The organism is Pseudomonas spelaei (assembly GCF_009724245.1).
Classification (GTDB): domain Bacteria; phylum Pseudomonadota; class Gammaproteobacteria; order Pseudomonadales; family Pseudomonadaceae; genus Aquipseudomonas; species Aquipseudomonas spelaei.
This window is the reverse complement of the sequence record NZ_WNNK01000021.1, coordinates 117233-131808: the sequence shown is the minus strand read 5'-3', so window position 1 is coordinate 131808 and position 14576 is coordinate 117233. Positions and strand designations below refer to the sequence as shown.

Annotated in this window: 10 protein-coding genes; 1 reads left to right on the top strand and 9 read right to left on the bottom strand. The window is 62.4% G+C overall.

The window, feature by feature from the left end:
- Window positions 1–95 precede the first annotated feature (95 nt).
- From GNF76_RS22465 to GNF76_RS22435, 7 genes are all read right to left on the bottom strand, one after another.
- Window positions 96–1736, bottom strand: a complete 1641-nt coding sequence (locus GNF76_RS22465) for a BatD family protein (protein ID WP_155585268.1) — start codon at window positions 1734–1736, stop codon at window positions 96–98.
- Window positions 1733–3469 (bottom strand): VWA domain-containing protein, encoded by a 1737-nt coding sequence (locus tag GNF76_RS22460; protein WP_155585267.1) that lies wholly within the window; start codon window positions 3467–3469, stop codon window positions 1733–1735. The genes GNF76_RS22465 and GNF76_RS22460 overlap by 4 nt, the downstream gene beginning before the upstream one ends.
- Entirely contained in the window at window positions 3466–4554 is a 1089-nt protein-coding gene (locus tag GNF76_RS22455) for a vWA domain-containing protein (protein ID WP_155585266.1), read from the bottom strand. Before GNF76_RS22455 ends, GNF76_RS22460 begins: the two co-directional genes overlap by 4 nt.
- Window positions 4547–5041: a DUF4381 domain-containing protein gene (locus GNF76_RS22450; protein WP_155585265.1), complete on the bottom strand. Its 495-nt coding sequence runs from the start codon at window positions 5039–5041 to the stop codon at window positions 4547–4549. Before GNF76_RS22450 ends, GNF76_RS22455 begins: the two co-directional genes overlap by 8 nt.
- A complete protein-coding gene (locus GNF76_RS22445; RefSeq protein ID WP_155585264.1) occupies window positions 5038–5970 on the bottom strand; it encodes a DUF58 domain-containing protein in 933 nt (310 codons plus the stop codon). Before GNF76_RS22445 ends, GNF76_RS22450 begins: the two co-directional genes overlap by 4 nt.
- A 5-nt stretch (window positions 5971–5975) precedes the next feature.
- Window positions 5976–6935, bottom strand: a complete 960-nt coding sequence (locus GNF76_RS22440; protein WP_003218556.1) for an AAA family ATPase — start codon at window positions 6933–6935, stop codon at window positions 5976–5978.
- Between the two features lie 251 nt (window positions 6936–7186).
- A complete protein-coding gene (locus GNF76_RS22435; RefSeq protein ID WP_155585263.1) occupies window positions 7187–7540 on the bottom strand; it encodes a hypothetical protein in 354 nt (117 codons plus the stop codon).
- 469 nt (window positions 7541–8009) lie between these two features.
- Here GNF76_RS22435 and GNF76_RS22430 point away from each other — a divergent pair, with 469 nt between their 5' ends.
- Window positions 8010–12869, top strand: a complete 4860-nt coding sequence (locus tag GNF76_RS22430; RefSeq protein ID WP_155585262.1) for an NAD-glutamate dehydrogenase — start codon at window positions 8010–8012, stop codon at window positions 12867–12869.
- A 184-nt stretch (window positions 12870–13053) separates the two neighbouring features.
- On the opposite strand, the gene GNF76_RS22425 is transcribed toward GNF76_RS22430, so the two are convergent.
- Together GNF76_RS22425 and GNF76_RS22420 are read right to left on the bottom strand one after the other, a co-directional pair.
- Window positions 13054–13749, bottom strand: coding sequence for a GntR family transcriptional regulator (locus tag GNF76_RS22425; RefSeq protein WP_155585261.1), 696 nt, complete (start codon window positions 13747–13749; stop codon window positions 13054–13056).
- Window positions 13750–13766: 17 nt separating this feature from the next.
- Window positions 13767–14471 (bottom strand): FadR/GntR family transcriptional regulator, encoded by a 705-nt coding sequence (locus GNF76_RS22420; protein WP_178123492.1) that lies wholly within the window; start codon window positions 14469–14471, stop codon window positions 13767–13769.
- Between the last annotated feature and the right edge of the window lie 105 nt (window positions 14472–14576).

Sequence of the window (14576 nt, the reverse complement as noted above, 5' to 3'; positions counted from 1 at the left end):
CGCGGGGCAAGGAAAATCAGACACCCGGCGGGCATAGAGCGTCTACCTGTCAGAATTGACAGTGGCGACGAATGGTCGCCAAAAAAGAGGGGAGGTTACTTGGGGTACAGGGGCGGCAAGCTCGTGCTATCCGCAGCCGGAGTCTGTTCCCGCTCCGTCATCGGAATCGCCTTCACCGCCCGCCACAACTCTTCACCCTGCCAATGCTGCCCCGTCTCGCTGTAGAGCGCCCCATTCAAGCCATCCAGCGCATCGGACAACGGTACAAACCGCGCCGCCATATCCGCCAGGGTTTCCGGCTGCTGTCGCGCCCAGGCGTCCAAGGCCTGACGCGTCGCCTGAGGATCATTCGCCTGGCTCGCACGTTTAAGATCGTCCAGCAACGTACGCGGGCTAGGCCCGGTCTGCGCCGCCCGCAGGATCGCCGGCTGCCAGCGCGCGCGCCACCACAGGCCGAAGCCCAGCAGGGTGGTGCAGGCCAGGATCAGGCTGGTGAGCTGCCAGATCCACAGGCTGTCAGAGTCCGGTGCGGTGATCACCGTCGGCGTGGCCGGAGTATCGACCACCAGGCTTGGGTTGTTCGCTACCTGCAGGGTGCGGGCCGGCAGATGGGTACGTTCGAGATGGTCTTCATGGGTGTTCCACCACACCACTTCCACCGCCGGCAATTCCACGGTGCCGGCGCGGCTGGGCACCAGAGCTTCACGGTCTTCGCGGCTACCGATCACGCCGCGGTCGCTGTTCTGGTTGTTCAGTACCGGTTGGTCCGGGTAGCGGCGCAGGCCTGCGACCTCGGTGTTGGGCAGCGGTGGCAGTTGAGCGCCGGCGAGGCCTTCGGCCTTGAGGGTCAGGCTGCGGGTCAGGGAGTCGCCGACCTGGACGTGATCCGGCTCCGGGTTCCAGCTTTCACTCAGGCTCAGGCTGCGGGCCGGCAGCCAGGGGGCATCCGCCGGATACAGGGCCGGCTGGGCTTTGACCGTCAGCAACAGTTCGGTGGAGCTGACGTGCAGCAGCTTGCCGGGTTTCGGGCCTTGAGGGTTGGTGTCCTGGGCTGGGCGCGGTTCGACCCGGGTCGCGCTGAAGACCTGGGCCGGAATCACCAACTGGCCGCTGCGTTGCGGGTAGATCCCATAGCGCATCTCGATCACGCCATGGCGAATGCCGTTGATGACTTTCTCGTAGTTACGCGACTCACCCAACTGCTCGACCCGCGCGTCGGGAATCTGCAAGGGCGTCAGGCTGCTGTCGTCGTACAGCGACACCGAATGGTAGACACGTACGGTCAGCAGGGCCTGTGCCTGAACATAGACCGTGTCCTGGTCGAGGTTGGCCTCGACGAACACCGGCGCCAGTTGGGTGTTGGTATCCTGGCTGGCGGTTTCGATGACTTGCAGGGTGATCGGCTGGCTCTTGAGCGCTCCCAACTGCAGCGACGGAATCACCACGGTGCCGTTTTCCTTGGGCAGCAAGGTAATGATCCAGCGGGTGGTGGCGTGATTGTCGCCGCCCAGGGTGGTGAGCTGGTTGATCTGGCGTGTGCCGCGTACTTCGAACGTCGGGTCCAGGGGCGTCAGGTCCGGCTTGCCGAACTGCGTGACGTCATTGGATTCCACGGTCAGTTCCACCGTCTCCCCGGAGTTGATGCGGCTGCGGTCGACGCTGGCAACCAGGTCCGCGGCCTGGGCTTGGCAGGCCCACAGTGCGAGGGTGAGGAGAAGGGCGGTGCAGCGGCTCATCGAGTCTTGTCCTGATGTTGTTGCTGTTCGTACCAGAATTTACGTCGCAGCAGCTCACCGGGATTGTCCGGGATCTGCCGCAGCCACTGTTCCAGGGCCTGGCGGTGTTCGCCGTCGAGGCTGGCATCCGCCGGGCGCAGGGGCGGAGTGGTGGTTTGTTCATCCCCCAGTTCGCTGCCGGGGACCTCGTTGCCGCCGGCGTGTGGCGTGGCGCCGGTTTGCGTTTCGGCGGTGCCTGGCTGGCCTTGGCCCTGGGGCGTCTGCTCGCCACCGGGAGCGGTCTGGCCGCGGGTGCCCGGTTGTGCAGTCTGGCCGGGTTGTGTGGTTTCGTCATCCTCCTTCTTGGGCGGCTTGGCGGGTTCCGGTTCCGGCGTTTCCTGCAGCAGGCTTTCTATCAGGGCCTTGTTTTTCAGGGCTGGTTGCAAATCCGGTTGGGCTTCCAGGGCTTGCTCATAGGCATCTATCGCCGCTTCCAGTTCACCGGCCCTGGCCAGGGCATTACCGCGATTGTAGTGGGAATAAGCATCGCTGCCTTCGGCAAAGCGCTTGGCGGCTTCGGCATAGTTACCGGCTTCATACAGGGCGACGCCTTGCCATTGCGGGTTCTCGAAGCGTTCGGCGGCTTCGCTGGGGCGTTTTTGCTTGAGCAGGTATTGGCCTTGCTGGTCCGGGCGCAGCCACAGGTCCTGAAAGTTGAAGGCGTAGCTCGGTTGCGGGGCGACCAACAGCAACAACGGCAGGCAGAACAACCAGCCCCGACGACCGGCGCAGGCAGCGAGCAGCAGCAGTGGCAACAGCAGCCAGTAACCTTGGTCGGCCCAGGTGTCCAACTTCAGTCGTTGGCCGTCGTTACGCAGACTTTGCGGGCCGTCCAGCAGGCCGAGACCGCGCAGGTCTTTGTCGTCCAGGCGGGCCTGGCGGTAGCGACCGCCCATCTCGCTGGCGAACGCCTTGAGGGTCGGGCTGTCCAGGCGCGGTACGAGGATTGCGCCTTGGTCGTCCTTGAGGAACTCGCCGCTTTCCTGAGTCACCGGCGTGCCTTCCCGGCTGCCGATGCCAAGGATCGACAGGCTTGGCGCCTGGTCTCCCAGCAGCAGGCGGATGCCTTGGCGCTCTTGTTTGGACAACGATGAGCCGATCAACAGCAAGCGACCCTGGCCGAGGCCGCCGTGCTTGAGCAACGACAGGGCTTTTTCCACCGCGAGGTCGGCGCGGTGGCCGGCCTCGGGCATGATCGAGGGGCGCAAGGCTTCCAGCAGGTTACGGCTGGTGGCCAGGTCATCCGAGAGCGGCACCAGCGTGTGAGCGCTGCCGGCGTAGACCACGATGGCCGTCTGCGAATCGCTGCGGGCCTGGAGCAAGTCGTACAGTTTGCGCCGCGCCTGTTCCAGGCGATTGGGCGGGCTGTCGGTGGCAAGCATTTCCGGCGTCAGCTCCAGCAATACCACCAGCGGATCGGCAGGTTTCTGGCTGTTCTGTTCGACCCTTTGCCAACTGGGGCCAAGCAGCGCCAACACACCCAGCAGCCAGGCGAGGCCGAGGATCACCCAGGGCGATTTGCTTTCCCGGCCATTGCCGCCACTGAGCAGCGCCGCGTGAAAGGCTGGCGGCAGGATCATCTGCCAACGCCCGGCGCGTTTTTGCCGGTGCCATAAGTGCCACAGCAGCCAGCCGAACAGCGGCAGCAGTAACAGCCACCATGGGCGGAACCAGTGGGGCCACAGGGCAATCATCGACGCCTCCGCAAGCGCAGGCGTTTGAGGCGTTGGCGCCATTCGGGGTGCTGTTGCAGAAAGTGGCCCTTGCTGGAAATTTTGTTAAAGAGGCGTTGCAGGGCGTTGTCCGGCCAGCGTTCCTGGATCACCAGCAACATGCTCAGGATCAGCGCCAGGGCCAACGGCCCGCTATAGAGTGCCTGGGCTGGACGCGCCTGGGTCGGTTGCTGGGCCACCGGTTCCAGTTGGTCGAGGGTTTCCTTGACGGCTTGCAGTTCCTTGCCGTCGCGGGCACGGAAGTAGCGCCCGCCCGTGGCCTCGGCGATGGCCTTGAGGGCCGGCTCGTCGAGGTCCAGGCTCGGGTTGACGCCGAGCATGCCCAGGGAACCGGTTTGCTCGGGATCGGCGCCAATGCCGATGGGGTAGATTTTCACGCCTTCTTCGGCGGCCAGGCGCGCGGCGGTCAGCGGATCGATTTCGCCACCGTTGTTGGCACCGTCGGTCACCAGGACCAGCACGCGGCTTTGTGCGGGACGCTGGCGCAGGCGCTTCAACGCCAGGCCAATGGCATCGCCAATGGCAGTGTTTTTTCCGGCAATGCCAATTCGTGCTTCGTCCAGCCAGGTACGCACGGTACGGCGGTCGAAGGTCAGTGGTGCTTGCAGGTAGGCCTGGCTGCCAAAGAGGATCAGGCCGACGCGGTCGCCTTCGCGACCTTCGAGGAAATCCCCCAGCAGGTGTTTGACCAGCGTCAGGCGACTGACGTCTTCGTCCTGCCACTGCATGTCGGGAAAGTCCATGGAGCCAGACACGTCTACTGCCACCAGCAAATCACGGCCGCTGGCGGCAATCGGCAGCGGCTCGCCCAGCCATTCCGGGCGGGCGGCGGCGGTCAACAGTAACAGCCATAGCACCACGAAGGGGGCTTGCTGACGCCAGCCCGGGAGGTTGGCCCGGGCACGGCGACGGGTCAGGCCTTCCAGGTCGCCGAGGAAGCTGACCTTCAAGGCGGGCTCGCCGCTGTCGGCGGTGGGCAGGAGTATCCGCATCACCCACGGTAGCGGCAGCAGGACGAAGATCCACGGCCAGGCGAACTCAAACATGTTTGCGAATCCAGGTGTCGACGGCCTGGGTCAGGCCGGCGATGGCCTTGTCGTCGAGCTTGCATTCGGGTTTGTAGGCACCCTCTACCAGCACCATCCAGCGGGTCAGGCCGGCGGCCGGGCAACGGTTATCGAGAAAGGCCAGCCATTTACGACCGTTGAGGGTGTGGCTCTGGCTATAAGGGTAGTCGTTGCGGCACAGGCGCTTGAGCAGGCCGTTGAGTTGCTGCAACCAGGCGCCGGCCGGCGCACCGTCGTAGGGTTTGGGCATCAGTGCCAGTTCCGCCAGGGCGGCGACGCGCAGCGGGTCCAGGGGTTGTTCGGCGCGGGCCACGGGACGCTTGGCCGGGAGGAAACGGCGCAACGACCACAGGCCCCAGGCAAGCAGGGGGATGAGCAGCAGCAATAGCCACCAGCCAGGCGCCGGCGGCCAGAAACCGATGGCTGGAGGTGCGATCAGCGGTTGCAACGGGTCGAGGCTGCTCATTGCTTTTTGGCCGGACGTTGCGGGTTGAGGTATTCGCGCAGTTGCTCGACCATTTCGCTCTGGGTACTCAAGGGCATGAGCAATATCCGCAGCTTCTGCGCGAGCAACTCCCAGCGCGCGCTACGTTCGTCGGCCTGGGCTTTATAGGCCTGGCGCAGGTCGAAATTCAGGGTATCGATTTCCAGTTGCGCACCGCGTTCGGCGAACCGCAGTAGCCCGGCGGCGGGCAGGGCATGGTCCAGCGGATCGGACACCGGCAACAGCAACAGATCGCAATGACGTGACAAAAGACTCAGTTGCTGTTCGGCGCCTTCGGTCAGGGCGCGTTCATCGCAGATCACGATCGCCAGGCTGCCGGGCCGCAAGACTTCTCGGCCACGGCGCAACGCCATGCCGAGGGCATCGGGTTCCGGCTTGCTTTCGGTATTCAGGCTCTGGTTGACCCGCACCAACCGATTGAGCAGTTGCAGCAGGCTTTGTTTGCTGCGTCGCGGCTTGATTTCGTAGTGCTCGTTGTCGCCGAATACCAGCCCGCCGACCCGGTCGTTATGCCCCAGCGCGGCCCAGCCGATCAGGCTCGCGGCCTGAGCCGCCAGCACCGACTTGAACATCAGCCCCGAGCCGAAAAACAGCCGGCAGCTTTGTTCCACCATGATGAAGATCGGGCGTTCCCGCTCTTCGTGGAACAGCTTGGTGTGGGGCTCCTGGGTACGTGCGGTGACGCGCCAGTCGATGGTGCGTACGTCGTCGCCGGCCTGGTAGACCCGCACCTGATCGAAGTCGACGCCGCGGCCCCGCAGTTTCGAGTGGTGCAAGCCGATCAGCGGGCTGCGTTGGCTCGGGGTAGAGAACAACTGTATTTCCCGCACGCGATGACGCATCTCGATCAATTCGCCCAGGGTGACGCGGACTCCATCGCTGGCGTTCATGGGGCTCAAGCGACGGCTACGACGTCGAGAATGCGTTGCACCACGCGGTCCTGATCAATGCCGGCCGCTTCGGCCTCGAACGACAGAATGATCCGGTGACGCAGCACGTCGAACAGCACTGCCTGGATATCTTCCGGGCTGACAAAGTCGCGCCCGGCCAGCCAGGCGTGGGCCCGGGCGCAGCGGTCGAGGGCAATCGAGCCCCGGGGGCTTGCGCCATAGGCAATCCACTCGGCCATTTCCGGATCGAACTTGGCTGGGGTGCGGGTGGCCATGACCAGTTGCACCAGGTATTCCTCCACCGCGTCGGCCATGTACAAACCGAGGATTTCCTTGCGCGCGGCGAAAATTGCCTGCTGGCTGACCCGGCGCTCGGGCTTGGTTTCGCCGTTGAGGGCTTCACCACGGGCTTGTTGCAGGATGCGGCGTTCGACGGCTGCGTCGGGGAAGCCGATCTTGACGTGCATCAGGAACCGGTCGAGCTGGGCTTCGGGCAGGGGATAGGTGCCTTCCTGCTCGATCGGGTTTTGCGTGGCCATCACCAGGAACAGCGGCGATAGCTCATAAGTACTGCGCCCGACACTGACCTGGCGCTCGGCCATGGCTTCAAGCAAGGCCGACTGCACTTTGGCCGGGGCCCGATTGATTTCGTCCGCTAACACTAGGTTGTGGAAGATCGGCCCTTGCTGGAACACGAAGCTGCCGGTTTCCGGGCGATAGATCTCGGTGCCGGTGATGTCGGCGGGCAGCAGGTCGGGGGTGAACTGGATACGATGGAACTGTGCTTCGATCCCTTCGGCAAGCTCCTTGATGGCCTTGGTCTTGGCCAGGCCGGGAGCGCCTTCAACCAGCATATGGCCGTCGGCGAGCAGGGCGATGAGCAGGCGCTCGATGAGTTTTTCCTGGCCGAGGATCTGCGTTGAAAGAAAGGTTCGCAGCGCAAGCAGCGCTTCACGATGTTCCATCGATGACGGTTCCTGGAAAGATGAGCCTGGGCATTGTGAAAAATGCCAGAGCCTGGGGGCCTTACTTTAATGCATTGGGGGGGCTGGCGACTAACGGCGCGCGGGGTATTTTTTGGATTTTGTGGGAATTATCCGTAGCCGTCGGTGCTTATGAGGGCCTCATCGCGGGCAAGCCCGCTCCCACATTTGGACTGCGGTGTGCTCAAGTGTGGGAGCGGGCTTGCCCGCGATGGCGATTTTGCAGGCGCTACTTACAGTTCGCTGATGTAGGTCCCGGTGCCCTTGAGGATGTTCTGCAAGGTCTCTTGCACTTCAGCCAAATCTGACTCGTCGGTACTGTGAATGATTTCCAGATGATCACTGCCACCCAATGCATCCGCGTCCGTCGCGGCAATTTCCACCAGCAGTTTCGTGGCGCTCAGGGTGATCTTCAGCCCATCCAGGGTCGACGGATCATAATCCCAGGTAATCTCCACATCCTCCTCATCCGGGTACCGGGTCAGCATGAACATCTCGCCCTTGTCGCCGTGGCAGCAGAGCATGGCCATGTTGTCTTCTTCGTCATCGCAGGGGTTGACGATCAGGTGGGAGGTGGTCAGTTGCATGGAAAATCCTGTCTGGGGGAGGGTGCGGCATGACAATTGTGCCATTGCAGCGAATTTTGTGCTTCATTCTGTGTCAGAAGCTCGGCGTGACTTGGCTGGGTATCTCGGTCATTTCCGGTACTTGCAAGGCCAAAATCCACCCGTAAACAGCCGGTTGCCCAAGTCGCAACCCGCCAGCAGCGTGCCGTTGACCGAATATGTCGCAGCACCGCAAGCAGCTGTCTTCCTACACTCGTTAAGCTGCGCAACGGATGAGCGCCTGCCAGGAGTCTGACCTGCCCGTCGTACCGTCGCCCGGCCAGCGGCTCATCTTATGGAAGTTGTATGTGACCTCGTTGTCTTGTCCAGCTTCACCCACCTGTCACTCCGATTCGTTATGGTACAACCTGCGAACAGAGCTGACGGTCTCCCCGCAAGGGGATAACACGCGACGCTTCCATCAATAACAAGCCCGAGCGGAGTACCACAGATGGCGTTCTTCACCGCAGCCAGCAAGGCCGACTTCCAGCATCAACTGCAAGCGGCACTGGCGCAGCACATCAGTGAACAGGCACTGCCACAAGTGGCGCTGTTCGCTGAACAATTCTTCGGCATCATTTCCCTGGATGAACTGACCCAGCGTCGCTTGTCCGACCTGGCCGGTTGCACCCTGTCTGCCTGGAGCCTGCTTGAGCGCTTTGATCACAACCAACCGCAAGTGCGGGTCTACAACCCCGATTACGAACGTCACGGCTGGCAATCGACTCACACCGCGGTCGAAGTGCTGCACCACGACCTGCCGTTCCTGGTGGATTCGGTGCGCACCGAGTTGAACCGCCGTGGCTATAGCATCCATACCCTGCAAACCACCGTGCTCAGCGTGCGCCGTGGCAAGAAGGGCGAACTGCTGGAAATCCTGCCCAAGGGCACCCACGGTGAGGACATTCAGCAAGAATCGCTGATGTACCTGGAAATCGACCGTTGCGCCAACGCCGCCGAGCTGAATGTCCTGAGCAAGGAACTTGAGCAGGTGTTGGGCGAAGTGCGCGTCGCCGTGGCTGATTTCGAGCCGATGAAAGCCAAGGTCCAGGACCTGCTGGCCGGTATCGACGCCAGCCAGTTCAGCATCGACGGCGAAGAAAAAGCCGAGATCAAGAGCTTCCTGGAATGGCTGGTGGGCAACCACTTCACCTTCCTGGGCTATGAAGAATTCGTGGTACGTGACGAGCAGGATGGCGGTCATATCGAATATGACGCCAACTCCTTCCTCGGTCTGACCAAGCTGTTGCGCGCCGGCCTCACCGCTGAAGACCTGCGCATCGAAGACTACGCCGTCAACTACCTGCGTGAACCGACCGTACTGTCGTTCGCCAAGGCTGCGCACCCAAGCCGCGTACACCGTCCGGCCTACCCGGACTACGTGTCGATCCGCCAGATCGACGCCGACGGCAAGGTCATCAAGGAATGCCGCTTCATGGGCCTCTACACCTCTTCGGTGTACGGCGAGAGCGTACGGGTGATCCCGTATATCCGTCGCAAGGTCGCGGAGATCGAACGTCGCTCGGGCTTCCAGGCCAAGGCTCACTTGGGCAAGGAATTGGCCCAGGTGGTTGAAGTACTGCCGCGTGACGACCTGTTCCAGACCCCGGTGGACGAGCTGTTCAGCACCGTGATGTCCATCGTGCAGATCCAGGAACGCAACAAGATCCGCGTGTTCCTGCGCAAAGACCCGTACGGTCGTTTCTGCTACTGCCTGGCCTACGTGCCGCGCGACATCTATTCCACCGAAGTGCGCCAGAAGATCCAGCAAGTACTGATGGATCGCCTGAAAGCCTCGGACTGCGAATTCTGGACGTTCTTCTCCGAATCCGTACTGGCCCGTGTGCAGCTGATTCTGCGGGTTGACCCGAAGAACCGCCTGGACATCGACCCGCTGCTGCTGGAAAAAGAAGTGGTGCAGGCCTGCCGCAGCTGGCAGGACGACTACGCCAGCCTCGTTGTTGAAAGCTTCGGCGAAGCCCACGGCACCAACGTGCTGGCGGACTTCCCGAAAGGCTTCCCGGCCGGCTACCGCGAGCGCTTCGCTGCGCACTCGGCCGTGGTCGACATGCAGCACCTGCTGAACCTGACCGAAGCCAAGCCGCTGGTGATGAGCTTCTATCAGCCGCTGGGTCACGTGACCGGCCAGCAAGAGTTGCACTGCAAGCTTTATCACGCTGACACGCCGCTGGCACTGTCCGACGTGTTGCCGATCCTGGAAAACCTCGGCCTGCGGGTTCTGGGTGAGTTCCCGTACCGCCTGCGCCACGCCAATGGCCGCGAGTTCTGGATCCATGACTTCGCGTTCACCGCTGCCGAAGGCCTGAACCTCGACATCCAGCAGCTCAACGACACCCTGCAGGACGCGTTTGTGCACATCGTCAACGGCGATGCTGAAAACGATGCGTTCAACCGCCTGGTGCTGACCGCCGGCCTGCCATGGCGTGACGTCGCACTGCTGCGTGCCTACGCTCGCTACCTGAAGCAGATTCGCCTGGGCTTCGACCTGGGTTACATCGCCAGCACCCTGAACAACCACACCGACATCGCTCGCGAGTTGACCCGGTTGTTCAAGACCCGCTTCTACCTGGCGCGCAAACTCACCGCCGAAGATCTGGAAGACAAGCAGCAACGCCTGGAACAAGCGATTCTGACCGCCCTGGACGACGTTCAGGTGCTCAACGAAGACCGTATCCTGCGTCGCTACCTGGACCTGATCAAAGCCACCTTGCGCACCAACTTCTACCAGGCAGATGCCAACGGTCAGAACAAGTCGTACTTCAGCTTCAAGTTCAACCCGCACGCGATTCCTGAATTGCCAAAGCCGGTGCCGAAGTTTGAAATCTTCGTCTACTCGCCACGGGTTGAAGGCGTGCACCTGCGCTTCGGTAACGTCGCTCGCGGTGGCCTGCGCTGGTCCGACCGTGAAGAAGACTTCCGTACCGAAGTCCTGGGCCTGGTAAAAGCCCAGCAAGTGAAGAACTCGGTCATCGTGCCGGTCGGCGCCAAGGGTGGTTTCCTGCCCCGTCGCCTGCCGTTGGGCGGCAGCCGGGACGAGATCGCGGCCGAAGGCATCGCCTGCTACCGCATCTTCATTTCCGGCCTGTTGGACATCACCGACAACCTGAAAGACGGCGCCCTGGTGCCACCGTTGAACGTGGTGCGCCACGACGACGATGACCCGTACCTGGTAGTGGCCGCCGACAAAGGCACCGCGACTTTCTCCGACATCGCCAACGGCATCGCTATCGACTACGGCTTCTGGCTGGGTGATGCGTTTGCTTCCGGTGGTTCGGCGGGTTACGACCACAAGAAAATGGGCATCACCGCCAAGGGCGCGTGGGTCGGTGTGCAGCGCCACTTCCGTGAGCGCGACATCAACGTCCAGGAAGACAGCATCACCGTGGTTGGCGTTGGTGACATGGCCGGTGACGTGTTCGGTAACGGGCTGTTGATGTCCGACAAGCTGCAACTGGTCGCAGCCTTCAACCACCTGCATATCTTCATCGATCCAAACCCGACGCCTGCCAACAGCTTCGTTGAACGCCAACGCCTGTTCGACCTGCCGCGTTCGGCCTGGACCGACTACGACACCAGCATCATGTCCGAAGGCGGCGGTATCTTCTCGCGCAGCGCGAAGAGCATTGCCATCTCGGCGCAGATGAAAGAACGCTTCGACATCCAGGCCGACAAGCTGACCCCGACCGAACTGCTGAACGCCTTGCTCAAGGCGCCGGTAGACCTGTTGTGGAACGGCGGTATCGGTACCTACGTCAAGGCCAGCACTGAAAGCCACGCCGATGTGGGCGACAAGGCCAACGACGCCCTGCGCGTCAACGGCAACGAGCTGCGCTGCAAGGTTGTAGGCGAGGGCGGTAACCTCGGCATGACCCAGCTGGGTCGTGTGGAGTTCGGCCTCAATGGCGGCGGCTCCAACACCGACTTCATCGACAACGCCGGTGGTGTGGATTGCTCCGACCACGAAGTGAACATCAAGATCCTGCTCAACGAAGTGGTGCAGGCTGGCGACATGACCGACAAGCAACGTAACCAGTTGCTGGCGAGCATGACCGACGAAGTCGGCAGCCTGGTGTTGGGTAACAACTACAAGCAAACCCAGGCCCTGTCCCTGGCCGCCCGCAAAGCCTACGAGCGAGCAGCCGAGTACAAGCGCCTGATGAGCGACCTGGAAGGCCGGGGCAAGCTGGACCGCGCCATCGAGTACCTGCCTTCGGAAGAGCAGCTCAATGAGCGTGCTGCCACCGGCAAGGGCCTGACCCGTCCGGAACTGTCGGTGTTGATCTCCTACAGCAAGATCGACCTCAAGGAGGCACTGCTCAAATCCCTGGTGCCGGATGACGCCTACCTGACCCGTGACATGGAAACCGCGTTCCCGCCGACCCTGGTGGCCAAGTTTTCCGAAGCCATGCGTCGCCACCGTCTGAAGCGCGAGATCGTCAGCACCCAGATCGCTAACGATCTGGTGAACCACATGGGTATCACCTTCGTTCAACGACTCAAAGAGTCCACCGGCATGAGCCCGGCGAACGTGGCCGGTGCGTATGTGATCGTGCGTGACATCTTCCATCTCCCGCACTGGTTCCGCCAGATCGAAGCCCTGGATCATCAGGTCTCCGCGCAAGTGCAACTGGAGCTGATGGACGAGCTGATGCGCCTGGGCCGTCGCGCTACGCGCTGGTTCCTGCGCAGCCGTCGTAACGAGCAGGATGCTGCTCGCGACGTCGCCCACTTCGGCCCGCATCTGGCCGCGTTGGGCCTCAAGCTCGACGAACTGCTGGAAGGCCCGACCCGCGAGGGCTGGCAGAACCGCTACCAGGCTTACGTCGAAGCCGGTGTACCGGAACTGTTGGCGCGCATGGTTGCAGGCACTACTCACCTGTACACCCTGTTGCCGATCATCGAAGCCGCTGACGTGACGGGTCAGAGTGCCGCTGATGTAGCGAAGGCTTACTTCGCCGTCGGCAGCGCCCTGGACTTGCCTTGGTACCTGCAGCAGATCAGCGATCTGCCGGTGGGCAACAACTGGCAGGCCCAGGCCCGCGAAGCCTTCCGCGACGATGTGGATTGGCAGCAACGGGCGATCACTATCAAGGTCCTGCAAATGGCCGATGCGCCAGCAGACATGGAAGCCCGCGTGGCCCTGTGGCTGGAGCAGAACCTGGACATGGTCGAGCGCTGGCGCGCGATGATGGTGGAGATTCGTGCTGCGGTCGGCACGGACTACGCCATGTATGCAGTGGCCAACCGTGAGTTGTTGGACCTGGCGTTGAGCGGTCAGTCGGTGCTGTAACAGCCTTGATTGAGCGTTAAAACAAAAGCCCCGTATCGCGAGATACGGGGCTTTTTGTTGGAACACGATCTACCCAGCGACAAAGATCAAATGTGGGAGCTGGCTTGCCTGCGATAGCGGTGTGCCAGTGAACAGCTAATTGGCTGACCCACCGCTATCGCAGGCAAGCCAGCTCCCACAGGGTTCAGTGGTGATTCAGTAATTTGGCTTCCAGATGATCCAGGTGTTGGGTCATCAAGCTGACAGCCTTTTCCACATCCCCTCGCTCCACCGCCTCCACAATCCCCATATGCTCCTGCCACGCACAATATGTGCAGGCCTGCGCCTCATACTGCGCAATGATCAACGACGTCAGCGGCACCAGGCTGTTGAGAAACTGCGCCAGCGGCGCGTTCCCGGCAATGGCGGCCAGTTGCAGGTGAAACTCCCCGGACAGGCGAATTGCCGGCCCGCGTTGATCACGCTCGATGCATTCACGCTCCCGGGCAATCAACTCCCGCAACTGGCGCACCTGTGCAGGTTTTGCCTGGGCGCAGGCCAACTGCACCACAGTCACTTCCGTGAGGCGCCGTGCTTCAAGAATTTGCCGCGCTTGCTGCGCATCCGGTGCCGCCACCTGGGCGCGGTGGTTGGGCCGCAGGATGATCACTTGTTGATGGGACAACCGCGCCAGCACCCGACGAATCACGCTGCGGCTGACCCCAAAACGCTGCCCCAGGCTTTCCTCGGTAAAGCGGCTGGCCGGGGCAATCCGTTGTTCAAGAATGGCATCGAACAACCGAGGGTATATATCGTCCACCGAGGGTTTTTTACCGGCCACCAGGCGCATGGCGGGCAGGGCGGTGACGGCGGCGTTGCGTTGCAGAGCGTGAGCGGTCATGGCCGGTCTCCAAAAAATCAGCTGCCCAGGTGGTCATCCGGGATGTTCAGGGCGATGCCCATGCGCAAGCCTTCCTGAAGGATATGCCGGCGCATCTCGGCGCTGGCCAGGGCGCTGTTCTTGTTGCGGATGGCGCGTACTACGGCGTCGTTTTCCTGCAAGCGTTCCGCCAGGTGTTCGGGGGAGTTGCGTAGCACCTGGGCGCTTTGTTTGAGGGCGTTGCTGGTCTGTTGCACCACGTTCTGGAAGATCGGGTTGGAGGTCAGGGCGAACAGCTCTTCGTGGAAGGCGATGTAGGCGTTCATCCCGGCTTCGCTGTCATTGGCGTCGAGGGCTTCGCGCATGTCCATCAGGGTCAGGCGCAACTGGCCGACTTCTTTGCTGCTGATGGACTGGGCTACCAGGCCGACGATAAACGGCTCCAGGGTGTAGCGCAGTTGCAGGATGTCTTCGAGGCTGGCGTCGGCCACGCTGTTGTCCTGAGATTGGGGATCGCTCAGCGTGGCTTCGAGCACGACCACACCCTTGCCCGGCATGGAGCGCACCAGGCCCAGGGTTTCGAGGACGATGACGGCTTCGCGCAGGCTCGGGCGGCTGATGCCCAGTTGCTCGGCCAGTTCGCGTTGGCCGGGCAGCATCTCGCCGCGCCGCCACTGACCCTTTGCCAGGGCGGCACGTAGTTTTTCTACCACTGAATTGACGACGGTTGAGGTGGTGATCACGTCGGTGGCTCCTTGTATGTCAGGTATTCCCCTGTAGCCGCTGCCGAGGCACGAGGCTGCGATGCGGGCCGCAGGACCGCCCCAGGGGTCGCGTCGCAACCCATC